This window comes from Paenibacillus polygoni, from assembly GCF_030263935.1.
In the GTDB taxonomy this organism is placed as follows: Bacteria; Bacillota; Bacilli; order Paenibacillales; family Paenibacillaceae; genus Paenibacillus; species Paenibacillus polygoni.
This window is the reverse complement of record NZ_CP127162.1, coordinates 282,247-305,594: the sequence shown is the minus strand read 5'-3', so window position 1 is coordinate 305,594 and position 23,348 is coordinate 282,247. Positions and strand designations below refer to the sequence as shown.

Here is a 23,348-nt window from a genome sequence, read left to right as displayed (position 1 = left end):
CGCTGCATTAGTTACCAAGAAAATGTTCGCGGAAGAATTCCAGCTGATAATCCAGCGTTAACGCATCATTAAACAAAAACTCATTCGCATTGGTTTCAAATACGTGACCGTTCTTTACCGCAGGAATGTCTTTGTATGTTGTTGTCTCCTGGAACGAATTATCTTGTTCTGCATATTTACTGATCACAAGGTAATCTCCAACGTATTCAGGAAGAACTTCAGTAGAGACCGCATAATATCCATCTTTGAGTGCCATTTCTTTTACTTTTTCCGGCATTTTCAAACCCATTTGCTGATATAGAATTTCTGTTCCGCGACCCCAGTTATCTCCGAATATGTACATTTGCTTATCGAAACTCTCAAGGACAGTAACGGTAGCATCCTCTCCAATTTTTGCTTTAATCTCTTCACCAAATGCTTTAGCACGTTTCTTAAAGTCATCAATCCAAGCTTCTGCTTCTTTCTCTTTGTTGAGCACCTTACCTATCTCTAAATGTTGTGTGAGATAATCCACTTTTCCATAAGTGAAAGTAACCGTTGGAGCGATTTCCTTCAGTTTATCCAGATTTTTAGCATCAGTTGATCCTAGAATAAGATCTGGTTCCAGTTCAATGATTTTTTCCAGATTCTCATCTGAAACTTCCACTGCTCCCTGCAGTTTCTCTTTGAATCTAGAATTAGCCATGGACCAGGAATCAACACCAACCACGTTCACACCTAGAGAAATCGCATCTCCTGTATAGCCAGACAGAATGACAACACGCTGCGGATTAGCTGGAACCTCTATAGGTCCACTTTCAGACTGATATGTAATCGTACCAGATTCTGCAGCTTGTCCAGATTCGTTTGTTTGCCCAGATTCATTCGATTTAGATGCGGGAATATCTGCCGTCTTTGTTCCACTTTCCGCATTACTGCAGGCACCAATAACAAGCACCAAAATTAACATAAAAGGAACGAACATCTTCTTCATTTTTTTATCTCCCTCGTAAATGGTCTCACAATATTAGCAAGCTTCGCCTTAATTGATAATGATTATCAATATCTGCATTAGTGAATGTTATTCCCATTTACTAAATCTGTCAATAATTTAATTTGAAAATCCCAAAAAGACGAAGCATTACGCATCTGCTCCGTCTTCTTGACTAGGTATTACCATATCCTTTATAAACACAGCCGCCCTTTTATATATTACCGCCTTGATACTCTGTCTCATCTTGCCTCACCTGTTGTCCCTGTCGCTCGAACTGTTCCATGAGTTCTGCTGCATCATCCTGAGGTTCATATCCGATCAGCTGTTTAAGGTAACGTATATCATAGTAGTTATCTGTGTTGGCAGAAGTGCCATATAGACTCAAAAATTTATGTATCTCTGGTGCTTCTATGCATTTGTCTGCAAGCTGTACTAAATCTCGCTCTGAGATCCATATATGCGCTGCACGCTCGGAATGCGGCTTATTATCACCTGGGAAATTACCAATTCGGATGTTAATCGAAGAAATTCCGTGTTTGTCCGAATACAGTCTGCCAAGAAGTTCGATATAACACTTGCTCAGTCCATAAAAACTATCTGGACGATAGGGGTCATTCACATCGACTTCTTCTCCTACTTTATAGAATCCCGTGGCATGGTTTGAACTTGAAAAAATAACCCGCTTTACGCCGTTACATCTTGCTGCTTCATATAAGTAATACGCTCCCGTTACATTGATCGGCAGTACTTTACCAAGGAAGTCTTCCTCATCTTTAGCCCATCCAATATGGAGGATCGTGTGTACTCCCTTGGTAAGTTTCAGCATTTGGTCTGAATTTGTAACATCGAGCGGCAGTATCTTCTTCGTTTCGTCCCCAATCAGATCTGTTGCAATCACTTCGTATTTGCCCGTCTCTCGTAAACCTGCAGCAAGGCAGCTTCCAATTTTGCCGGCCGCACCCGTAATCAGTATCCTTTTACGTTCTGCGTCACGTTCCATGCCAATACCCCCTGTTTTATGTCATCACAGAAAGTATTAACCAAAAACCGATAGACATATCACAAGATCAGGCTTCGATTTGCATCGTTTTTTGTCTGTATTGACCAGGCGTAATCCCTTCCTGTTTACGGAACGAACGAATAAAATTCTGCGAATTGTTATACCGAAGCTTTGCCGCAATGTCTTTTACGGGAATATCCGTTTCGGCCAGCCACTTCTTCGCGATTTGAAATCGGTAAGCAGATAAATATTCACTGAAAAAGTAATTTGTTTCTTTTCGAAACACGCTGCTTAAGTAGTTAGCATTGTAGTGAAGCCTTGAGGCACATTCTTCGAGTGTCAGATCGGTATCATAATAACGATGAATAAGCTCAATTATTTTCTCCGATATGTTGTGATACTGTGCATCCTGACGATCTCGGAACACCTTAATCATCGGATGGATCACAGCTGTCCAGAACCAATCCTCAATTTCAGCTACAATATGGCAATCCAGCAATTCCTCAAACAACGTTCCTGTTCCATAATAAATCTGCTTCAAGCTAATACCGGATTCCTGCATCGTAATCAGCAGGTTATTCAGCAGACGCGATAACGGAATCTGGTACTCCTGCGGTGACATCTCCGTGGCAAACACATGCCTAAGCAGCTGTTCGAGCAGATCTTTTGCTTTCTCAGCATTTGCGAGCTTAATCGCATCCAGCAGCTCATTTTCTAGATGATTGGGGTAATTGAGTTTTAAGTAAGGTTTTCCCGAGTTAATGTTCTCGAACTGAATGATAATGCCGTCCCCAAGAGTCATGCGATGCTTTAACGCCTCTAACCCTTCTTTATAAGCGATTGAAAGGGTGCGGATATCATGGAACGGAAGACTCATGCCAATGCTGACCTGCACGCCTAAGTAACTTGTAATCTCACTCATTAGCTGCTCTGTTGCGGTATAGATTTTAGCTTGAAAAGACGTCTTTTCACTCTCCTTGCTGCCCATAAGGGCAACAACCGTATGGTCAATCATCACGGGAGCCAGCTGTTCTTCCTCTGGGATAAGCTCTTCCACCATATTTTGCACAGCAAATAATAAGAGCTCTAAATCCTGCTTCTCATATCTCGTTTGCTCAAGTGTTCCTATTTGTATGGTAAGCACCGACATTGTCTTCCACTCCTCAAGCTGCCGGCCGTAATCAAACTGCTCTAGCTTGTCATGCAGCTCTTTTGCCTTCACCTTGCCTTGGAAAGCACGAATTAAGAAAAAGGTACGCACTTGCTTAAGCTGCTTTCTTACTTCATCTTCTAATCTCGATTTTGACTGAAATAAAGCATGAACCTGCTCTCCAATCAGTTGGAACTCGTTGCTCGTCTTCTCATCTACACTCCGGTGGCCAAATTGTTTCAGTAGTAATTTAATAGGGGAATACATCCGTTTTGAACCCAGCCAGGCAATCGTGATGCAAATAAGCAGAATCAGTAAACAGGCATAAAGCGTATACGCTCCAATTTTTTTGGATTCACTGGTCATACTTTGAATAGAATCATAGCTGACATAAGTCCAGTCATTAAAATCAGAACGATAATAGGTTATGGAAAAAGGTTCATCCCCAATATGAGACTTATATTGACCCGAAGCACCGTTCAATTGAGTAAGACTTTGAATGCCTGTCTTCTCCGCAGGCTCGCCAATTAATGATTCATCCGAGTGCAAAATAATTTTCCCCTGCTCATTCAGAATCATCAGTCCGCTTAGATCGGATGGATTCGTACCCAGCAAGGACTGTATATCACAGGCGGGAATGCTCGCGATTGCCAGCCCATATGGATCAAGTCCTCTCGAAGGGAGATGTTTCACAAGACCTATGCTGTAGGAGCAGGCTGAATTATTGGCATTTTCTTCGCTGTAGAACCATGTAGATGGATTTAAAGACCAAGAGGTTGAATCAGGAAGCTTCATCAGGCTCGCCAGCTGATCATGATAGGGATACTCATCAAACTTATATAGACCGGAATTTTTAATCATCCAGTTATAACGATCATTAATAAGAATGACATCTTCGAGCTTGGTATCGAATGATTGCATATAGCGGATTTCTGTACGCAAGTCGTTATACATGATGAAATCGTTTTCAGTTATATTTAAATTAAGAGCTTTCTTCATAAATGATGAATTTATTACCTGATTAAGTGTTTGGTTGACAGTCGTTAATTTTTGCTCTACATTGGATTTAATTTGCATGATTAACATTAACTTGCTTTCATTTACGTTTTTCTGAATTTCATTGTAAGATGTTAAATAAGAGAAGGTACCGATAAAAATAACCGGAAGCGTGCTTAATAAGAACCCGAAGATCGTCATTTTGGATAGAAAACTTAAAGAACGCATGTTAGGATCACCTACACTTCAATTGTCATATTTATCGTACTGTTATTGTAGTAGAACAGCCCTTTTTCAAGCAATAATCATCTACCTGTCAGATAATCATGATCTTAGATTCAAGGGTAAGAATTAGGGATGCGAGCGATTCTCTCATTCTAATTAAGAGGGAGGCAGAATGCTGATGAAAGGGTTCAAATCAGTCTATAAAGCATTTGTAACATATTCCATTATTTTCATTATACTTCTATTTGTAAGCGCATGCAGTAATAATTCTTCAGAACAACCCAATGCTGCCTCGATAGGGGATTCACCCATTTCCATCATGCTCCCCCTTCACTTCCCTACACCCCCAAGTCATGAAATGCATTCCTTGCTGGAAGAATGGAGCGGATTTAGCCTAGATATTAACTGGATTCCTGATGGTATCTATAGCGATAAGATGAATACTGCCTTAACAACGAATTCCTTAAAGAAAGTGACCTTTGTTAGAAATGTGGACTATCTTCTCCTGAAGAATACTATAAGATCCGGCGCATTCTGGGAGATCGGACCTTACTTAGAGGATTATCCTAACCTTAAATACTTAAATAAAGATATTCTGAAACAAACATCTGTTGATAATCGCATCTATGGTTTATATACAGAGCGTCCATCGTCACGACAAGGCGTAATCATTCGGCAGGATTGGCTTGATCATCTTGGACTTACCGTGCCGCGAACGCTTGAAGAATTGTATGAGGTTCTTCATGCTTTTACATATAATGACCCTGATGGGAACGGGAAGGCAGATACGATTGGCCTTGCGGACCGTAATGATCTAATCTATGGAGCGTTCAAGACCGTCAGCTCGTATTTCGGAACACCGAATAACTGGAGTATGGAGGATGGCACATTTATACCAGAGTTTGAGACACAAGCTTATATGGAGACAATGAACTTTTTTAAAAAACTATATAATGAGCAGCTCATTAACCGTGATTTTGCTGTGACAAGCAAAGAAGTGCAGCGAAATATGATCATCAGCGGCAAAGCCGGGGTCTATATTGGAAGCATGACTGATATTCAGCGCTTATATGAGGAAGCTAAAATAATTGATCCGGATGCTTCATTTACGTTATCCAACCGGATTAAGGGGCCTGACGGATACCGGGTATGGTCTATACCGAATTACAATGGATTATATTTATTTTCCAAAAAGGCCATTAAGACAGAAGAAGAACTAAAGCACATCTTAGCTTTCTTTGACCGCACAATGAATAAGGATATAGCAAATTTATTGAAATATGGCATAGAAGGTAAGCATTATATACTGGAGAACGGCCAAGTCCGTCTTCCGGAAGAAACCACTCAGCTGCGTATTCAAGAAGTGAATGCTTTTTATATGTTGATGATTGCCGACATGAATAACCCAAGTGTTATGGACGTCACGGAGAAAGAGCCCTTAACAGCCTTAGCGGACCAGCTTAGCGAGGATAATGAAAACTTCCTTGTTGCAGACCCTGCGGCTCATTTGGAATCAAAGACGTATGATGAGCGGAACGCGGAACTCAGTAAAATTATTACGGACGCTACCTACAATTATATTCTTGGCAACTTAACAGAGCAGGAATTTCAGCAGGAGACAAAGCGCTGGCGTGTAAATGGCGGCAATACCATTATTAAAGAGTTAACTGAAGCTTTATAAAACTAACAATTGGATTCACCCCAAGCAGTTTACAGCTTGGGGTTCTTAGCATATTGCTGCATCATGCAAGTAAATGTTCCCTCTTCTCCTTCACTCGAGCAGCACTCTTAGCAGCAATTCCCCCTCTTTGCTCTCCCTATCTGTCCTACAAAACTAGTTCATCATTTCCCACGCAATAATCATTTCATCAGACTCTTATGGTTATGCCTGCATATGAGCAAATGATTGTATACGATACATACGCCATTCGGTAGTGTTTAGTGTGTAAGCCAAATCTCATCGTTAAATGGAGGTCACAAAGGAATGAAAAAGAAAAAGCCTTTATCCTTGGCTCTAAGTGCTGTCATGTCCCTAACACTGCTTCTTTCTGCCTGCTCCGGCGGAAACGGTACAGGCACAACATCTAACGGATCCGGTGATACGGGTTCCAACGCTAACGGCAGTACACAGAAGGATGACAGCCCAGCACAAATTACCGTCATGCTGCCGCTGAATACGGCGGAGACTCCAACTGACACCATTAAAAATGAACTAGAGAAGCTGACAAACACAAAACTTACGTATCAATTTTTCCCAGCAGATACATACGAGGAGAAGTTAAACACTGCATTTGCTACCGGCTCCCTGCCGCAAGCGACATATTTAAAAAATGCTACAACCTTCTTGCTCATGCGTGAAGCAATTAAGGAAGGACAGTTCTGGGAGATTGGCCCTTATTTAAGCGAGTTCCCTAATCTCAGCAAGTTGAAGCCAGAAGTACTTGATAATACAAAGGTCGAAGGCAAATTATATTCTTTATATCTCGGCCGCCCGCTTGCCCGTCAAGGAATTATCTATCGTAAAGACTGGGCAGATAAGCTGAATATTGCTCCTCCTGAAACAACAGAAGAGCTGTTTGCTATGGCTAAAGCATTTACTGAGCAGGACCCTGACGGCAATGGACAAAATGATACAACAGGTATCGCAGATCGTAATGAGCTCGTCTTTGGTGCTTTTAAGACAGTATCCTCCTGGTTCGGAACACCGAACAACTGGGGCGAGAAAGACGGCAAGCTGCTGCCTGAATTTATGTTCCCTGAATATATCGATACTATGAACTTTTTTAAATCTCTTCGTGATAACGGTTACATGAACCAAGATTTTGCTGCAACAAGTAAAACAGATGCTGTTAACTTATTCACGAGTGGTAAAGCAGGGATTTATATCGGCGGATCTATGCCGGATATTACAACCCTTGATAAGGACCTTATCAAAAACGTACCAACCGCTGTTCTTGATGCGCACAGTATGGTGAAAAGCCCAGACGGCAACATTCATCAATGGATGATTGCAGGTTATAACAACCTGGTATTGTTCCCAAAAACAGCAGTTAAGGATGAGGCAGAACTCAAGAAAATTCTAGGTTTCTTCGACAAAATGATGACTCCAGAAGTAGCTAACCTCATGTTCTGGGGCATCGAAGGCACACACTATACCGTTGTAGATGGAAAGGCGAAGCCATCTGAAGATAAGGAACTGACAGAACGTGAAGTGAAGGGCTATAAGGACAGTGTCATCGGTGAAGCAGAAACCAATGGCATGTATGAGAGCTTAAATGAGCTGCCAGGACGCATTCATGCGGAGGAGCTTATTAAGGAGAATGAGAAGTACGGCGTGAAAGACCCTACTGCTGCACTGGATTCAGCTACCTATGCATTGAAAGGCGTAGAGCTGCAACAGACGATTACTGATGCTACGTACAAGTTTATCTATGGACAAATCGACCAAGCCGGCTTTGAGAAGGAAATTGAGAAATGGAAGAAGCAAGGCGGCGAGCAAATGATCGAGGAGTTTAATGCAAGTTACAAAAAATAAAAGCAGGCGGCCCGTATAAATCGGCCTCTCGCTTAGGCAGAAGGCAGTGCATGCAGATCGTTTCCTAGATAGAGCCTGTATTCAAGAACAGCAGCTATATATGAGGCTCACGTAAGGAACGCTCTGCTCGCACTGCTTATGATGCCACAGCAGGGTCTTAGCCCCTAGGGGGAGTCAACTTTGGAAGGATGAGGACTTATGGAGGAGACCGTGATCAGCCGACAAGTTACCAAGACACAGCCCGCATGGCGCAAGCGATTTTGGCGAAACAAATTATTGTATCTCATGATTGTGCCCGGCATTATTTATTTTCTTATCTTTAAATATATCCCGATGTTTGGACTAGTCATTTCGTTCCAAGACTATAAACCGTTCAAAGGCATACTAGGGAGCGAATGGGTAGGATTTAAGCATTTTGAGCGGTTGTTTACTGAGCCTGATTTCTGGAATATTTTATCTAATACTTTACTATTGTTTGGCATGAACCTGCTATTTTACTTTCCCATACCTATTATCTTGGCCTTAATGCTTAATGAGGTGCGAATTACGTTTTTCAAAAGATTTTTTCAAACCTTGGTTTATCTGCCCCATTTCATGTCATGGGTCATCATCGTATCCATCAGTTATGTCATGCTGACCATGGACGGCGGCATCGTCAATGAACTGCTTGTTCAACTTGGCTTTAGCAAAATTAATTTCCTGCTTAGTCCTGAGTGGTTCCGGCCGACCTATATTATTCAGGTGATCTGGCGTGAAGCGGGCTGGGGAACCATTATATATCTGGCGGCAATTGCAGCAGTAGATCCTCAGCTGTATGAAGCAGCAAGGATGGACGGTGCAGGACGGCTTCGTCAAGTGTGGCATATCACGCTGCCTGCCATTCGCAGTGTAATTATCGTTCTATTAATATTGAAAATTGGCGATGTTCTGGAGCTTGGCTTTGAGCACGTATACCTGCTGCTCAATTCAATGAATCGGGATGTTGCTGAAATAATTGACACTTATGTGTATACCGCTGGACTAAGACAAATGCAGTTCAGTTATAGTGCGGCAGTCGGCTTCTTCAAGTCACTTGTTGGTTTAGTACTCGTTATGCTGGCAAATCACTTATCCAAAAAAATGGGTGAAGAAGGCATCTATTAATGCCAAGGGAGGATTCATTATGGTAGAAGATCGTACGCTTAGCGGTCGACTGTTTGTTGCGGTTAACTATACGCTGCTGACGATTATCGCACTTGTTACCGTGCTCCCGTTCATCCACGTGGTAGCGGGCTCGTTTACGACGAACGCCGAGATTGCAGCCAAGAAATTTGTTCTTATTCCAACGGTTTGGAGTCTTGAGGCCTATAAGTTTATTTTTTCGACGGATACCATTTTCAGAGCACTCAGTGTATCCGTTGGTGTTACGATGATAGGGACACTACTCAGTATGTTCGTTACGTCGCTAATGGCCTATGGATTGTCGCGCCGCGATCTAGACGGACGAAACGTTATTATGTTCCTCGTTGTATTTACGATGCTGTTTAGCGGCGGGATGATCCCTACTTTTTTAGTAGTTAAAGAGCTTGGCCTGATTGACAGCTACGCAGCACTTATACTGCCATCCGCGATTGGTGCATTTAACATGATTATACTCAAGAACTTCTTTCAGAACATACCCGAAGGACTTGAAGAATCAGCTAAAATTGATGGCTGTAATGACTTTGGAATCTTATTTCGCATTGTTCTGCCGCTCTCTTTGCCGTCAATTGCAACCATTTCTCTTTTTTACGCCGTTACCTACTGGAATACGTATTTGAGCGCTATTCTGTATTTGAACGACAGCCAAATGTGGCCGATTCAAGTATTGCTTCGTCAGATCGTTGTTCTTGCATCGGGGATGGATTACAGCTCAAACCTCGATTCTGCTGTTCCCCCGCCTGATCAATCGGTCAAGATGGCGGTAATCGTCGTAGCTACTCTGCCGATTTTACTAGTATATCCATTCCTGCAAAAGCATTTTGCCAAAGGAGCTATGCTTGGTTCTATTAAAGGATAAAGAGATATCGGCCTAAACTCGATTAAAGGAGAGTAGATCAGATGATTAAATCAGATGTGGCAAAAACACCTATGCAATGGGCTGCAGCTGCGGCAGATGCCATCATGGCAACGTATAAACCAGGCGAACTTCCGCCAGCCCATCGCTGGCATTATCATCAGGGTGTCTTTTTATGCGGGGTTGAGCAGATTGCTGAGCAGTTAGGAGAGACTCGGTATGACGAATATATTCAAGGGTATATCGATGATCTAGTGGATGAGCAAGGAAACCTATTCTTCGCACGGGACGAGCTGGACTCCATACAGGCAGGGCTGTTATTGTTCCGCCAAGCAGAGCGGACGGGGAAACCGCAATATAAAGTGGCAGCAGAGAAGCTCCGCAGTTTATTTGGAACCTTAAACCGAACTGCAGAAGGCGGATTTTGGCACAAAGATAAATATCCTCATCAAATGTGGCTGGATGGACTATATATGGGCGGTGTCTTTGCTCTAAAGTATGCTGACACCTATGGGGATGAGGAACTGCGGGAAGAAGTATTACGGCAAGAACGGCTGATGCGTACATACATGAAGGATGAGCGGACGGGGCTGCTTTATCACGCTTGGGATGAAAGCCGGCAGATGCCGTGGGCAGACCCTGACACAGGCTGTTCACCTGAGTTCTGGGGCCGATCGCTCGGCTGGTATGGATTGGCACTTGCTGAGTTTATCGCACTGCTCCCAGAGGAGCATCCGAGCCATGCTGAACTGAAAGAGGAGCTCCGGGCATTCGTAGAAGCAATTATTCGCTATCAAGATGAAGAGACAGGCCTATGGTATCAAGTTGTCGATAAAGGCAGCCATCCGGATAACTGGGTGGAAACCTCCTGCTCAAGCTTATTTGTTTATACGATTGCTAGGGCTGTCCAGCAGTCTGCTGCTGACGTTTCCTGTATGTCCTCTGCCCGCAAAGGTTTTGCCGGACTCGTTCAGATGATGGAAACCGATGAACTGGGACACTTGGTAATGCCGTCTATATGCATCGGTACCTCTGCAGGGGATTACGAGAATTATGTAACTCGCCCAGTAAGCAAAAACGATCTGCATGGCGTGGGTGCATTTATCATGGCGGCCATTGCTATGCAGGATAAGATGACGAAATAGCATTACACAAAAATAGAAATGAGCGTTAGTAGAAGAATAAATCCCCTTTTCTAACGCTCATTAATGGTTATCTAACACTTTGTTACCTATTAACAATAAAACGGCATATAATATAAACTAACAGATCTCGCCCGCACCTCTGCTTATGCATGTGGAACAGGGCGAGACATTTTTTTATGGTGGTTTTTTCTTGGTTTAAGCCTCGTTATACCCGTTCTCTCCATAAGGCTGAAGCTTCTCAAGCCAGCTTGCCTCCAATTTTTTCAATGCATCTTTTACATCAAAAAAGATATTTCCCTCTGGGATTTTTAATTTTTCCACAACTTCAATCTCGAAAGCTTCTTCCCCATACTCTTTCCATTCTTCTTGAAGCCTGCGGTTACGGTGACTTCCCATATTCAGCATAAATTGTTGACCATTCAGGCTTTTCAGGTTGGGTGTACTTGCCACATACCTTTTCCCATTTTCTTTATTGCGAATTTGATAAACGCCGGCCTCTGTCTTTATTTCTTTTGCCAGTTGTTTTAACTCTTCTCTGCGATTTGCCATTTTACGACTCTCTCCTTCCTTCGGGGTAAGCCAGTAACTGCTTCCATCCTCTTCCCGGCTGAGTATGCCATAGTCCACCATCGATCTGCGAAGCAACACATAATCCTCATAAATTTGATCTAGAATCCCATTCACTTCGGACTCGGAATATACTTTGTTCGGGTCAAAACGTTTTGCAATCTCATTCATAATAATGAGTCGATATTTCTCTTGCACTGCAAAAGTCTCGAGTGGTCCATCTGTACCAAAAGGGAAGTATTTAGTCAGTACTTTCTCCTGCTCAGCGGTCAAATTGACCTCCTTATTGGTAGCTTGGCCTGCTCTGTTATTTGGCGATAATACAGGCATGACAGGGGTATCGTGGTCTCGCGAGTGCAGCAGTTCCATTACAGCCAGCAGTGCTTTCGCTTGTCTCTCCTTCTCCCTAAGTACAAACCGATGATTGCGAATCGTTGAAGTAGAACCGATTCCTAATTCTTTTTGAATTTCCGCATCTTTTTTTCCTTCATAAAATTCTGCCAGCAGCCTGCGCTGTATATCAGAAAGTCCGCTCACTTTCTTGTCCTGTGAGATCAAGAATTGAAATACCGACCCATGCTCTTCTTGAATATGGATCTGTATATATCTGAATGATTCATATAAGACTTCATTATGAGGATAAATCACTCCTTTTTCAGCGGTATAACCACAGCAGACACAGGTATACTCAGTCTCTGTCTCGATATAGCCGCGCTTGATTTCCTCCAATGAGGCATCATATGCAAAATCATAGTGTTGGTCCGTCATAACAATTCCCCCTTGTTTGTTTATATAGATATATTATGTTCTTGTTTTCTAATTGTCAAACATAATAATTGTTTGTTTGTTTTATTGTAGACTAAACAAGTTAAATGTCTATATATTCTCTGACGATACTCTCAGAATATAATCTGTGCACGACAAAAAACCTCTGCCTTTATATAGGGGCAGAGGTTTCAGAGGTTTTTATAGATATCATTTATTTTTTTAATGGAACTTTTACAGCATCCAGATCATGATGAATATTCGTTGGAGGAATCTCTGGCTTGTACACTTGACCTTGAGGAACAGGATCTGCTACGTATACAAAGTCGCCTGATCCATCTTGTGCGCTGCCTGTAGCCCACAATCCTTCACTGGATTCATTACCTTCGGATAGATCCCAGAATTTATAAGCTTCAGGCTGAGCTTCCATTTCCGCTTCCCCTGGGAAGGTAGCAGGTACGACTACTCCATTCTTCTCTTCTAATTCCTGAATGGCTGCCATCCATTGGTACTGGTGATAACGATCTCGTGCCAACATTTTACGTAAAGTTGCACGAACACCTTCATCTTTGGTCATGTGATAGAGTCTAGCAACCTGAAGTCTTCCTTGGCTCTCTGCATGGAGATTTGAGCGCATATCTGCAAGCAAGTTGCCACTCGCTACGATATAATTACCGTTCCAAGGTACACCATTCGAGTTGGTTGGCAATCCACCAAGACCGCTCACAAGCAAATGCTGAGGATTTATACCGCCCATAATCGCTGCAGTAACTGGATCCTTCGCTGCTGCTTCCTGATCTTCCGGTGAAGCTCCATCCATAAGTTGACTGATCAAGGCACATAGCATTTCGACATGACCGATTTCTTCTGTACCGATATCCATGAGCATATCTTTATATTTTTCCTCACCGCGGCAATTAAAGCCTTGGAACAAATATTGCATCATGACAGTCATTTCACCAAATTGTCCACCTAGCACTTCCTGCACCTGGCGTGCAAATAACGGGTCTGGACGTTCTACCTTCACTTCAAATTGTAATTCTTTCTGATGACGAAACATAATGATCACTCCTTCTATTCGTATTATTCGTAATGTTCTAACCTGTATTTAAACCCTCTCCTTCTTACCTAAACAAAAGAAATTTATCCCATTTATGTGCCTCTGCGCCTCTCATCTGGATCACTTAGATAGAAACGGACGATCTATACAAAAAAGCAAGATCCTCTCACAGGACCTTGCTTACCACCATACTCATGGATCTAATGTTTGTTCTTATAATTTAAAACGTTCGATAATTTCCTTCATCTCATCAGCGATGTTTGATAATGCTGCAGCAGAAGAAGCGACTTCTTCCATCGCTGCAAGTTGCTCTTCTGAAGCAGCAGATCCTTCCTGTGCTCCAGCAGCGATCTCATCAGATATTGCAAGAGCAATCTCAAAGACTTCATTCACTTGGTCCACAGCAGAATCCATTTGCTTAGATGCGATAGATACTGCCCCCATCTCTGCTGCTACTTCCTGAACGGAGGCTAATATAGATCTAAAATGCTCGCCAGCTTCATTAACTGCGGTAATTCCCTTACGAATCTCCTGCGAAGCAGAGGACATAGAAACAGATGCTTCCGTTGTGCCCTGCTCCATTTCATATGTAAGTTGTGCTATATCTGCTGCTGAAGCAGCAGACTGCTCCGCAAGCTCTTTGACCTCTTTAGCAACGACGGCAAAACCACGTCCATGCTCTCCTGCTCTTGATGCTTCGATGGAGGCATTTAAAGACAGGATGTTGGTCTGTTTCGCTATATTCGTGATGATCTCCACAATCTGACGAATTTCCATCGTTTTGCTGCCAAGCCCTTCGATTACTTCGTTCAAATTGGATGCAGACGTACCGATATGCTTCATTTGTACGCTTGCCTGCTCGATTTGCACCATCCCTGCTTGAGATTCCGCAGAGACTTGTTCGGTAGCAGAGGTGACGTCTTCTGCTTGAAGACTAATCTCTTTTATACCCGCTGACATTTCAGCAACCTGCTGTTTTGATTCTTTAAGCACTTGATTGGAGTGTAAAATACCTACAGCCGTTTGCTGCATAATACTCGCTACCTGCTCTGTAGCGCTCGTCGTCTGCTCTGAACTGGCTGCCAGTTCCTGAGAGGACGATGCCAGCTGCTGAGATGTATCATTAACTTCATTCAGTACGGACCGCAGAGATTTAGTCATTTTATTAAACCCTTCTGCAAGCAGTCCATACTCATCCCGCTGTTTTACCGACAGGTCTATAGTTAGATCCCCGCTTCCTACTGTTTTTGACGCGTGGACTAGTCCTCTAATCGGCTTATATAGACTTCGAATAACAGGGATCATGATGAGTATTCCGACAATAGAAGAAAACAAAAGCACAAGCCCCACGGTTTTTAACATAGGGATAGATATTTGCTCATATTCATCAAGATCAAATTCCGCAACGATCTTCCACCCTGTTAACGGCTGATTTATAAAGTAACCACTTTTATTTTGACCTGATATCGAATAATTTAGTGTTCCTTCCTCGCTGCTTACAATCTGATCAGATAGAAGTTCCGTGGCGCTTGAACCTGCTCCAAAATGGGTATGGACCAGGTAGTTCCCCTTCTGATCAACAAGATAAATAACCCCTTTTTCTCCTATCTTCATTTCGTTTACTGTAGAGGTGAGTGAATTTAGTCCCAGCTGAATACTAGCAACACTTTTCCCATCAGATAAACGTTTTGCTAGAGTCACTACCACGTTACCTGTTGAAGCTGACTTATATGGCATACTTACGACTGAATCGCTCGTTTCCATAGCTTCTTTATACCAATCTTTCTCTTTTACTGCCTCGTCGTTACTGAGTGATGGTGATTTCATTCGTAATCCAGTTGCATCCGTTACTATAAGTATAGATTCAATCTGCGGGTTGCTGTCTCTCATGTTGTCTATCAGTTGCTGTACAGCGGGATTTCTATTCGCAATCTGGGCTGAACTCGTTTGCATGGAGATTAAGCTAAGATTTGCTTTTTGATTCTCTAATAATGAATCAATCTGCTTGCTAACGAGCAGCAAAGATTGTTTTCCCGTCTCCAAATCGGCTTTGCGGATCTCCTGATCTGCTGTTCGAAATGAAAATACAGCGGTAACGATACTTGGGATGAACAAGAAGAGGACAAATATAGTAATCAGTTTCACTCTTATTGACATCAAGCTTTTCTTTGGTTTTTCACTCAAAAAAACGACCCCCTTCTGCCTGAATAGTAGTTACAATGAAATGAGTTCAGATGGTTTATCTGACCGAACATTACAAAAGTAACTTATATATCGGCATATCGGGGGTTTATTTTTATGAGCTTTCATTCTCAAATATTACAATATATTGTATTTTAGATTGCTAGTAAACTAATTTACGTTCCACATAATTCAGAAACTTGCTAAGCAAGTACGTAAGTACGAAGTAAATGAGCGCAGCAGTTAGATAAGGCTCCCATACGGCGTAATATTGTCCGCTCATCATCTGACTATAATACATAATCTCTGGTATCGCGATAATTGCAAGCAGGGAAGAATCCTTAACAAGTACGATAAACTCATTACCAAAAGCAGGGATCATTCTTCTTATGGCTTGCGGAATAACAATATGCCGCATCGTCTGGAATTTAGTCATTCCAAGAGAAAAAGCGGCTTCGGTCTGTCCTTTTTCCAAGGATTGAATTCCTGCCCGGTAGATCTCTGCTGTATATGCGGCTGAGTTCAGTGTCATTGCCAAAATCCCTGCTACAATGGCATTAGAGCCTCCGAGTATAAGAGGAACCAAACCAAAGTGGATAATTAGAATCTGCACATAAAAAGGTGTACCTCGAAAAAAATTAATATATAAACTGGACGGCCAATGCAAATAAGCTTTTGCGGAGATTTTACCTAGAGAGACAACAAATCCAAGTATGGCGCCTAGCAAGATGGATACAATGGATAAACCGATTGTGATCAGCATCCCCTTCAGCATTAACGGGAGATATTCACTAATGATATCAAATCGAAAATCCATACAAGCACTCCTTCTTCTTAGCTTAAAATAGCAGACGCTGGCATCTTTGCTGACACATGCTTACTGGTTATTTTCCGTTGTTTAATTTGATAAAAGTATCCGTCTCACTGCGAAAATCTATCTTACTGAGAAAATCCGACTTACTGCGAAGATTTGTTTATCTCCTCCTGTAAACGACTCATATCCGGTTCTTCGCCAAACCATTTCTTATAAATCTCTGTATATTTCCCGTTCTCTATTATTTTCGTAATGGCCGAATCAATCTGTGCTTTTAGCTCGCTGCCTTTAGGAAGCAGAATTCCGTAGTACTCTGACGCAAAGTTCTCGGGGTCTAGTACGGTGTCAAAGGGCTTGTTCGGATTATTCTTCATGTATTCCTGTACGATTGCTACGTCCGCAACAACCGCATCTACCCCTCCGCCTTCAAGTTCCATAAGGGCAAGTGCATTGCTGTCTAATCTCTTCAGGTTGTTATTGTCTTTACCCATAATCTTCGTCATTAAGGAATCAGCTGTGGTTGCTCCCTGTACTGCTACTTTTTTGTCTTTTAAATCCATTGCGTTTGAGATCGCAGCACCCTTATTAAATAGAATCATGTTCGTCGATTCAAAATAGGGCAAGGAATAGTCATATGTCTGCTTACGGTCTTCCGTAATGGATACACTAGATATTCCCGCCTTGTATTCCGTTCCTTGCTGGACACTGGTTAACATTGCATCCCACCCCGTATTAATTACTTCATGATCAATCCCCGCCTCATCCATAACAGCGGCTACAAAATCAATATCAAACCCTGTAATCTTTCCTTTATCCATAAATTCCATCGGTGCGTATGCAGCATCGGTTGCAAATTTTACATTTTCGGTCACTTGATTCTTACCGCTTATGTTCGAATCAGGAGTTGCTTCCTTTCCGCAAGCTGATAACACAGTAATAACAAGGACAATAAATATAACACTTAGCTTTTCTCTCATTACCAAACACCTCCGGAAAATAGGATAATCTTAAGCAGATTCTAACAATTACTGGTTAATTTAACAATCTATTTTATTTATATATGTCATATAATATGACACATATAAAAAGCACGATTCTCCTCGTGCTTTTCTTAATACAGAAATAAGCTCATAAACCTACAGTGTAGATTCAAATTTCGTATCTATTACTCATTTAGCGAAGCTGAGAAATAGGCTTAGTGGCTTGGTCCCCCTTAGATAGGCGAGTAGCGAGCGGACGAAACATTTCTTTTACATAGGCATAAGTTGTACCTTCTTCATGGTCAGCCCCCAAATGAGCAACAGGCTGAAAAATAGGTACATCTCCGGTGTATGCCCGATTCTCTTTTTTAAATACCAGAAAATCGAGGAGAGCTCCGAATAATTGAAATGCCCTAAAAGTCCTCGATGCACGTACATGAGGTCTCCGATATATGGATATCTAACGTTGAGCTTTCCGATCCATGCGGGTCATTTGCTTATATTCTTTAATCGCAGAATAGACTTAAAAACCCCCTATCCTCGTTACAAGAATAGGGGGTAGTACCGAGATGGCACCTTCCAAACGAAAAGAACCTTCTCTCTATGTCTTATACTTATAAATTCTTCGCGCTAAACGTGTCTCCGCCTTGAAGCGTACCATTCTCAAAACCTTTATAGAACCAGCGCTTCCTCTGTTCAGATGTTCCGTGTGTAAAACTTTCCGGCACTACGTAGCCTTGAGCTTTCTTCTGGATCGTATCATCTCCTACGGCACTTGCCGCCGTTAGAGCTTCTTCCAGGTCACCTTCCTCAAGCAGATTCATACCTTGCGCATGATTCGCCCACACACCGGCTAAATAATCGGCTTGCAGCTCAAATCGAACTTGATACTTGTTATATTCCCGCTTGCTTAGCTGCTCTCGGTATTGTGCCAGCTTGTCCGATGTACCTAACAGTGTCTGTACATGGTGACCTACCTCGTGAGCGATCACATAGGCCATTGCGAAGTCACCAGGCGCCTGGAATTCTTGACGCAGCTCATCGTAGAAGCTTAGGTCAATATACAGTTTCCGATCGCCAGGACAGTAAAATGGCCCTACCGATGAGCCCGCTGTTCCACAGGCCGACTGAACGCTTTCTGTATAGAGAACAAGGGTCGGATTCTCATACGTCTTTCCTTCCTTCTTGAAAACCTCTGTCCACACATCCTCTGTATCAGCCAGAACAACAGATACGAACTCAGCTAGTTCCTTCTCTTCCGCTGTTTCCGTGTAAGATGTCCCCGTGTCCGATCCTCCGCCCGCAAGACCACTCAGTATATCAGCAGCATTTCCGCCGCCGAGTAGTGTAACAATCAGCAGGATAACGATACCCCCAATCCCACCGCCGATCAGCCCCGTTCCTTTCCGTCCCCTCCGATCTTCTACATTAGAGCTTGCCCTTCTCCCTTTCCACTGCATAATGTTCCCTCCTAGGTTTATTCAATATTGAAAATCTATACTCATCATGTGATATGTATATCGCTTCAAATAGGATTTACCCTAAAAAGGGCCGATTATCTCAGCCAGTGACAAGAGTAATATTCTCATGAATATGTCCGTAAAAAGAAAAAATAGTTATCACCGGCCGTTCTCTCCGGGCTCCAGCTAACAGCTTACGCTTCCGTGCGGCTTTTCTTATGAGGGATATATTAAAATAAACATCCAGTATATGGGTTGTTTACCGCTCTTACTTTCGTTAGAATAAATACCAGTATCTTCATATGAACTCTCCATCATTTCATTTGTTTAGAAGACAAGTTACAGATTCGGACTACATTCCTGACAGGAGGATTTATTACTTCATGACTTTTACTAAACAACCATCAAAAACAACGCAAAAACTGCTCACTGTACTCTTAGCTGCTGGTCTCGTTCTCGCCCCAGCCGGAGCTTTCTCCGAAACCGCCTATGCCGCTTCAGCTATGGTTACGAAACCTGCAAATATTGAAGTGGATTCACAGACAGTTACTTGGGAGTTCCCTCCCTTTGTGCAGAATGGAACGACCTTTGCCCCGCTTAGACAAGCGGCTGCAGCCCTCAAAGGAAAAGTGAAGTGGAACCAAAGCACACAAACGGTGCAAATCGAGAATCACGGGGATCTCATCTCCCATAAGGCAGGAACCAACATCATCACGATAAATGACGTCACGCTTACCTTACCTGCGAATTCCAAAAATATGTCCGGAACACTGATGATTCCGTTGCGCTCTCTATCTGATGCCATGAAATCAACGCTTCAGCTGACAAATACATCTACACACATGAACATCGTACTGAAGTCCGACCAGGTTACAAAAATAAATAAAGAGTCGGCATCCATTGACTCCTATTTGCAAACATCTGGGTTCTCCGGCATTGCACTTGTCGCCAAGGACGGAGAAGTTACCCTTCGCAAGGGATACGGCCTATCTAAAGAAAACGCACTCGTACGGCCTGATCAAAAATCGCGAATTGCCTCTATTACCAAAGGATTTACATCTGCTGCCATCATGCAGCAAGTAGAAGCCGGCAAACTTTCGTTAACAGACAAGTTATCCAAGTACGTAACCGGTGTTGATCGCGGAGATGAAATTACACTGCATATGTTGCTGTCTCATACATCCGGCCTTCCTTCCAATTTCACAAGAGAAGAAGGAGTAACACTAGAGGATACCTTGAATGAGATACGTACCAAAAAGCTGATGGCTGAACCTGGAGCAGAATATCGCTACAGCAACAATGGCTACATTTTATTAGCCCATATCCTCGAGAAAGTAACCGGTGAGGAATACGGCTCTTATTTACAGAAACATATGTTTACTCCGCTAGGAATGAAAGATACAGGTACAGCTTCAAAATCAACCAACACAATTAAAGGATTTGTGGATCAGAGTGGAAAATGGGTCCCTGCAGATTATTACGTCTCCCAGTCGGGAACAGGTACACTCTATTCCACTGTGGACGATCTTCTCAAATGGGATCAAGCACTCAAGGACGGAAAAGTAGTCAGCGAAGAATCTCTTAAGAATATGTTTACTCCGTATTCTGAAAAGAATTATGGATATGGATGGATGATCAGCGAAACTTCCAAAGGTCTTAACGTCTTCCATAATGGTTCTGGAACGGGCTATTCTACAGGCATTATGCGTGATTTAGGTAACGGAGTGACGATTGTTCTTCTTGGCAATCATGCCAGCATGGATACAATCGGGATGATGAATGAGATTCGTAAACAGGTAACCGCAGCAAAATAAACGAATACCATTCATGCTCATTAAAACAATAAACTCACATTACTATCTATTTAAAGGGGAGGGTTACCGTTGTCACCATTTGAGGACTCCTTTATCAGAACGAACCATGAGCAGGATATGCTGATCCGTATCCGGACGGTGGCTAACCGGCACATCGAAGGAGCAAGACTTGCTGATGAAAAGAATGAGCTCAACTCCGCACTGATCTCTGATCTGCTTGCAGAAGGATATCACACCTATTCTGTACCGAATGAATACGGGGGTAACCCAATTTCGCTTCCTCTTTTCCTTATGTGTCAGGAGCAGATTGCTATGGTTGACGGGCCTGCAGCACTTGCCATCGGCTGGCATCACATCACGATGTTTAACCTTGCTTTTCAGCGGCACTGGAATGAATCTGTCTTTCACTCCTTATGTAAGGATGTGATAGAGAAACGAGCACTGATCAATGCAGCCGACTCGGAGTCCGCAACAGGCAGCCCATCTCGCGGAGGAAAACCGCAGACGAAAGCACGCAGGGACAGCCATGGATATATCCTAAACGGCCGAAAAACGTTCACTTCCTTATCTACTGCACTTAGCTATTTTATCGTCTCTGCGACGGATGAGGACACAGGCGAGGTCTCCGAGTACTTGATTCATAGAGATATGCCAGGGGTTTCTATTGATCCTACATGGAATATGGCAGGTATGAGGGGAACAGCAAGTCATGATCTGGTGCTGAAGGAAGTACTGCTTCCTGAAGATTCACTTGTCTTCCATCGTCCTTCTAAACCTACGGGAATACCGAATGTGTATCTACTTAATATTCCAGCTGTATATCTTGGGATTGCACAGGCAGCACGTAATGAAGCTGTTCGGTTTGCTTCGAGTTATCAGCCCAACAGCCTAACGCATCCTATTTTAGAGCTCCCTCATATTCAGCAAAAACTAGGTCAGATCGAACTTGAACTGACTACAGCAAGGCATCTATTATACAGCGTTGCAGAACGTGTGGAGCGCCTGGGCCCTTCCCCTGCAAAAGATCATTTGCAGCAGATTGCACCCGATCTTGGAGCAGCTAAAGTAGTTGCCGTTCAGACAGCACTCTCCGTTGTAGATATAGCAATGCGTATCACTGGAGTTCATAGCCTTTCTATGAATAGTCCTTTGCAGCGTTATTACCGAGATGTTCGGTTTGGACTTCACAATCCGCCGATGGATGACGTAGTTCTTGGACAACTTGCAAAGCGGTCTATTACCAAACATTCTGCTGAATATTCATCGAAGAGTGAAGCGTAGCTCTGCTTCGGATAGCAGCCTGATAGACAATAGTCTATCTGCAAAAAACCTCCCATAATCCATAATGGATCGGGAGGCTTTTTTATGATTCAGATTAACTTTTACTTCCCCTTATTTTATATCTTTTTGCAGCTACTTCGTATCCAGCGTATATCAACCTCGTATCTAAATTATATTAAAATCTCGTATCCTGCTCGTATTTGGCCTGATTCAAAATCTCGTATCTTGCTCGTATTTGGCCTGATTCAAAATCTCGTATCTTGCTCATATTAGATATTCTTCCAACTCACCTTGTATTCTCTCTTATTTTCCTCATATCGCCTCTCATTTTCCTCGTACTCTCTCTTATTTTTCTCTTATTTTCCTCGTTCTTATATTTCCCATTCTTATTTCTCCTTTATTCCCGTCTTATTTCCCTTTCCCTCCTGTTCACATTGTATTTATCTCGCCTTTTAACTTTTCTTTAATCCCATCTCCTCGAGACCTCTGTTCTTAATCTTATCCCTTATAGCTGTCCTGCCAGCGAAGCAAGCGATTCTCTAATAACCGCACAACGGAGTCTGATAATTTACCCACAAGAGCGAAAATGGTAATGCCCACAAACATCACATCCGTTTGCATAAAAGACCTTGCTTCTTGAATCATATAGCCCACTCCTGTATCTGCCCCGAGTAACTCAGCAACGACAAGGCAGAGCCATGCGATACTTAACGATAACCGAATTCCAAGCAAAATATTAGGCAGTGCAGCAGGAATGACTAGTTTCACAACTTGTGAGAAACGGCTGAACTCCATGACACGAGCGACATCAAATAGTTTTGAATCCACATTGCGAACGCCAAGAAAAGTGTTCACATAGAGCGGGAAGAATGCACCCATCGAAATCAGCAATACTTTAGATAGTTCACCAAAACCGAACCACATAATGAATAAGGGGGTAATCGCAAGCAGCGGGATCGTTCGAATCATTTGAACGGTTGGATTCAGGACTTCTTCAACAGGTCTGTACATGCCGACAAGCATTCCGAGTATTAACCCGCTGCTCGCTCCAAATAAAAAGCCAAGCGAAGCCCTCACGACACTAATCCGCAGATGATGCGGTAACTCCCCAGAGCTTGTTAGATAAAAATACTGTTTTACAATCAGCCATGGCGAGGAGAACATCTGCTGAGAAATGACGCCCGTTCCGCTAAGTATTTGCCAGAGTGCAAGAATACCTATAGGAAGCAGTGCTCCTCGTAAAAAGAGTCTCCTTTTTCCTCCCATTCCTTTTCGAGTTTGCCTCTTGCTTATTTGTACAGACGGATTTTTTCGTAATGTCAGTGGTAAAGCCATCTTCACTTCGCCCCTTTATATCTTATATTTGT

17 protein-coding genes are annotated in these 23,348 nt (G+C 42.8%); 7 read left to right on the top strand and 10 right to left on the bottom strand.

Annotated elements, in window-relative coordinates:
* Window positions 1-7: 7 nt before the first annotated feature.
* The 3 genes from QPK24_RS01565 to QPK24_RS01555 form a co-directional block, all read right to left on the bottom strand.
* Entirely contained in the window at window positions 8-973 is a 966-nt protein-coding gene (locus QPK24_RS01565; protein ID WP_285745605.1) for an iron-hydroxamate ABC transporter substrate-binding protein, read from the bottom strand.
* Between the two features lie 211 nt (window positions 974-1,184).
* Window positions 1,185-1,973 carry an NAD-dependent epimerase/dehydratase family protein gene (locus tag QPK24_RS01560; RefSeq protein WP_285745604.1) on the bottom strand — a complete coding sequence of 263 codons (789 nt, stop codon included), beginning with the start codon at window positions 1,971-1,973 and terminating at the stop codon, window positions 1,185-1,187.
* A gap of 67 nt (window positions 1,974-2,040) precedes the next feature.
* Window positions 2,041-4,347, bottom strand: coding sequence for an AraC family transcriptional regulator (locus QPK24_RS01555; RefSeq protein WP_285745601.1), 2,307 nt, complete (start codon window positions 4,345-4,347; stop codon window positions 2,041-2,043).
* 175 nt (window positions 4,348-4,522) lie between these two features.
* Here QPK24_RS01555 and QPK24_RS01550 point away from each other — a divergent pair, with 175 nt between their 5' ends.
* The 5 genes from QPK24_RS01550 to QPK24_RS01530 all read left to right on the top strand — a co-directional run bounded on the left by QPK24_RS01550 (window position 4,523) and on the right by QPK24_RS01530 (window position 11,059).
* Window positions 4,523-6,025 (top strand): extracellular solute-binding protein, encoded by a 1,503-nt coding sequence (locus QPK24_RS01550; protein ID WP_285745599.1) that lies wholly within the window; start codon window positions 4,523-4,525, stop codon window positions 6,023-6,025.
* A 303-nt stretch (window positions 6,026-6,328) separates the two neighbouring features.
* Window positions 6,329-7,879 carry an extracellular solute-binding protein gene (locus tag QPK24_RS01545; protein ID WP_285745597.1) on the top strand — a complete coding sequence of 517 codons (1,551 nt, stop codon included), beginning with the start codon at window positions 6,329-6,331 and terminating at the stop codon, window positions 7,877-7,879.
* Window positions 7,880-8,077: 198 nt separating this feature from the next.
* On the top strand, window positions 8,078-9,022 hold the full coding sequence (locus QPK24_RS01540; protein ID WP_213533171.1) for an ABC transporter permease: 945 nt from the start codon (window positions 8,078-8,080) through the stop codon (window positions 9,020-9,022).
* A gap of 19 nt (window positions 9,023-9,041) precedes the next feature.
* On the top strand, window positions 9,042-9,917 hold the full coding sequence (locus QPK24_RS01535; RefSeq protein WP_285745592.1) for a carbohydrate ABC transporter permease: 876 nt from the start codon (window positions 9,042-9,044) through the stop codon (window positions 9,915-9,917).
* 41 nt (window positions 9,918-9,958) lie between these two features.
* Window positions 9,959-11,059, top strand: coding sequence for a glycoside hydrolase family 88/105 protein (locus QPK24_RS01530; protein ID WP_285745590.1), 1,101 nt, complete (start codon window positions 9,959-9,961; stop codon window positions 11,057-11,059).
* A 195-nt stretch (window positions 11,060-11,254) separates the two neighbouring features.
* On the opposite strand, the gene QPK24_RS01525 is transcribed toward QPK24_RS01530, so the two are convergent.
* The 6 genes from QPK24_RS01525 to ypfJ all read right to left on the bottom strand — a co-directional run bounded on the left by QPK24_RS01525 (window position 11,255) and on the right by ypfJ (window position 18,886).
* Window positions 11,255-12,394 (bottom strand): DUF2087 domain-containing protein, encoded by a 1,140-nt coding sequence (locus QPK24_RS01525; protein ID WP_285745588.1) that lies wholly within the window; start codon window positions 12,392-12,394, stop codon window positions 11,255-11,257.
* 211 nt (window positions 12,395-12,605) lie between these two features.
* A complete protein-coding gene (locus QPK24_RS01520) occupies window positions 12,606-13,451 on the bottom strand; it encodes a manganese catalase (RefSeq protein WP_285745586.1) in 846 nt (281 codons plus the stop codon).
* A gap of 213 nt (window positions 13,452-13,664) precedes the next feature.
* Window positions 13,665-15,635 carry a methyl-accepting chemotaxis protein gene (locus QPK24_RS01515; RefSeq protein WP_285745583.1) on the bottom strand — a complete coding sequence of 657 codons (1,971 nt, stop codon included), beginning with the start codon at window positions 15,633-15,635 and terminating at the stop codon, window positions 13,665-13,667.
* Window positions 15,636-15,795: 160 nt separating this feature from the next.
* The gene (locus tag QPK24_RS01510) at window positions 15,796-16,449 is read right to left on the bottom strand and encodes an amino acid ABC transporter permease (protein WP_285745581.1); all 654 of its coding nucleotides are present in this window, start codon (window positions 16,447-16,449) and stop codon (window positions 15,796-15,798) included.
* Window positions 16,450-16,589: 140 nt separating this feature from the next.
* On the bottom strand, window positions 16,590-17,423 hold the full coding sequence (locus QPK24_RS01505) for a basic amino acid ABC transporter substrate-binding protein (protein WP_285745579.1): 834 nt from the start codon (window positions 17,421-17,423) through the stop codon (window positions 16,590-16,592).
* A gap of 617 nt (window positions 17,424-18,040) precedes the next feature.
* Window positions 18,041-18,886, bottom strand: coding sequence for a KPN_02809 family neutral zinc metallopeptidase (gene ypfJ, locus QPK24_RS01500; protein WP_285745577.1), 846 nt, complete (start codon window positions 18,884-18,886; stop codon window positions 18,041-18,043).
* 383 nt (window positions 18,887-19,269) lie between these two features.
* On the opposite strand from ypfJ, the gene QPK24_RS01495 reads away from it, so the two are divergent.
* Both QPK24_RS01495 and QPK24_RS01490 read left to right on the top strand, forming a co-directional pair.
* Window positions 19,270-20,700: a serine hydrolase domain-containing protein gene (locus QPK24_RS01495; protein WP_285745575.1), complete on the top strand. Its 1,431-nt coding sequence runs from the start codon at window positions 19,270-19,272 to the stop codon at window positions 20,698-20,700.
* A 69-nt stretch (window positions 20,701-20,769) separates the two neighbouring features.
* Window positions 20,770-21,981 carry an acyl-CoA dehydrogenase family protein gene (locus QPK24_RS01490; RefSeq protein WP_285745574.1) on the top strand — a complete coding sequence of 404 codons (1,212 nt, stop codon included), beginning with the start codon at window positions 20,770-20,772 and terminating at the stop codon, window positions 21,979-21,981.
* 498 nt (window positions 21,982-22,479) lie between these two features.
* Here the strand turns inward: QPK24_RS01490 and QPK24_RS01485 are convergent, their stop codons facing one another.
* Window positions 22,480-23,247, bottom strand: a complete 768-nt coding sequence (locus tag QPK24_RS01485; RefSeq protein ID WP_285749004.1) for an ABC transporter permease — start codon at window positions 23,245-23,247, stop codon at window positions 22,480-22,482.
* Window positions 23,248-23,348: the final 101 nt, after the last annotated feature.

Excerpts from the sequence above, each read along its gene's own strand:
- QPK24_RS01565 (WP_285745605.1), bottom strand. The coding sequence starts at position 973 with ATGAAGAAGATGTTCGTTCCTTTTATGTTAATTTTGGTGCTTGTTATT.
- QPK24_RS01560 (WP_285745604.1), bottom strand. The coding sequence starts at position 1,973 with ATGGAACGTGACGCAGAACGTAAAAGGATACTGATTACGGGTGCGGCC.
- QPK24_RS01555 (WP_285745601.1), bottom strand. The coding sequence starts at position 4,347 with ATGCGTTCTTTAAGTTTTCTATCCAAAATGACGATCTTCGGGTTCTTA.
- QPK24_RS01550 (WP_285745599.1), top strand. The coding sequence starts at position 4,523 with ATGAAAGGGTTCAAATCAGTCTATAAAGCATTTGTAACATATTCCATT.
- QPK24_RS01545 (WP_285745597.1), top strand. The coding sequence starts at position 6,329 with ATGAAAAAGAAAAAGCCTTTATCCTTGGCTCTAAGTGCTGTCATGTCC.
- QPK24_RS01540 (WP_213533171.1), top strand. The coding sequence starts at position 8,078 with ATGGAGGAGACCGTGATCAGCCGACAAGTTACCAAGACACAGCCCGCA.
- QPK24_RS01535 (WP_285745592.1), top strand. The coding sequence starts at position 9,042 with ATGGTAGAAGATCGTACGCTTAGCGGTCGACTGTTTGTTGCGGTTAAC.
- QPK24_RS01530 (WP_285745590.1), top strand. The coding sequence starts at position 9,959 with ATGATTAAATCAGATGTGGCAAAAACACCTATGCAATGGGCTGCAGCT.
- QPK24_RS01525 (WP_285745588.1), bottom strand. The coding sequence starts at position 12,394 with ATGACGGACCAACACTATGATTTTGCATATGATGCCTCATTGGAGGAA.
- QPK24_RS01520 (WP_285745586.1), bottom strand. The coding sequence starts at position 13,451 with ATGTTTCGTCATCAGAAAGAATTACAATTTGAAGTGAAGGTAGAACGT.
- QPK24_RS01510 (WP_285745581.1), bottom strand. The coding sequence starts at position 16,449 with ATGGATTTTCGATTTGATATCATTAGTGAATATCTCCCGTTAATGCTG.
- QPK24_RS01505 (WP_285745579.1), bottom strand. The coding sequence starts at position 17,423 with ATGAGAGAAAAGCTAAGTGTTATATTTATTGTCCTTGTTATTACTGTG.
- ypfJ (WP_285745577.1), bottom strand. The coding sequence starts at position 18,886 with ATGCAGTGGAAAGGGAGAAGGGCAAGCTCTAATGTAGAAGATCGGAGG.
- QPK24_RS01495 (WP_285745575.1), top strand. The coding sequence starts at position 19,270 with ATGACTTTTACTAAACAACCATCAAAAACAACGCAAAAACTGCTCACT.
- QPK24_RS01485 (WP_285749004.1), bottom strand. The coding sequence starts at position 23,247 with ATGGGAGGAAAAAGGAGACTCTTTTTACGAGGAGCACTGCTTCCTATA.